The sequence below is a fragment of the Methylobacterium nigriterrae genome (genome assembly GCF_037106235.1).
Taxonomy (GTDB): Bacteria; Pseudomonadota; Alphaproteobacteria; order Rhizobiales; family Beijerinckiaceae; genus Methylobacterium; species Methylobacterium nigriterrae.
This window is the reverse complement of the sequence record NZ_JBAWTG010000488.1, coordinates 1-607: the sequence shown is the minus strand read 5'-3', so window position 1 is coordinate 607 and position 607 is coordinate 1. Positions and strand designations below refer to the sequence as shown.

The following is a 607-nucleotide window of genomic DNA, read 5'->3' as shown; positions in this document are numbered from 1 at the left end:
ACACGCCACGCTGTCGATGATGAGCATCTGGGCCGGCGCGTGAAACGTGGCTGTCGCCACAGCATTCCCGGCGACGTCGTAGGCCCAGGTCACAGTCGCCGAGGGTATTACGGTGAGGTCGCTTGAGACCAGGCGGACCTCACGGGACTCGCGAGGCCGTAGCAAAAGCCGATGCGGACCGAAGCTTACGGATTGCCGGTAGCGGTAGGTCGTTCGGTGGTGGATGCGCAGATTGACCAATGAACACTCCTACAGAGCAAATCAGTCGGGCTTCCTCCGTCGCGGCCGTTCTTCCGTGTGTTGATTGGCGCATACACCTCCGACGCCGATCGGCACCGGGAAGTCGTTGATCACATTAGCCCAGTGACCTGAAAGTGCGGCTGCCGATCCACAGGTATCGGCACCTTTATGCTGCCAGGAGCTTGTTCGTGCCAACTACGGGACTCAAGCGACAAGGCGGGCTTCGATCAGGTCGACCTCGCGCACGAGCCGGCGGAGGACCACATCGTCGATCACCTGGGAGCGACGCATACGGTAGAGAGCGCTCCTCTCGGCCTCAATGCCCGCGAGGCGTAGACGCTTCTCCATGGCTGCGAGTTGCTGAAGG

The 607-nt window shown here is 61.6% G+C and carries 1 protein-coding gene; it reads right to left on the bottom strand.

Annotation, left to right across the window (positions count from 1 at the left end; genetic code table 11):
- Positions 1 to 240: transglutaminase N-terminal domain-containing protein (locus tag WDW90_RS37880; RefSeq protein ID WP_336492843.1), on the bottom strand; the 240-nt coding region annotated here is incomplete at its 3' end.
- Between the last annotated feature and the right edge of the window lie 367 nt (positions 241 to 607).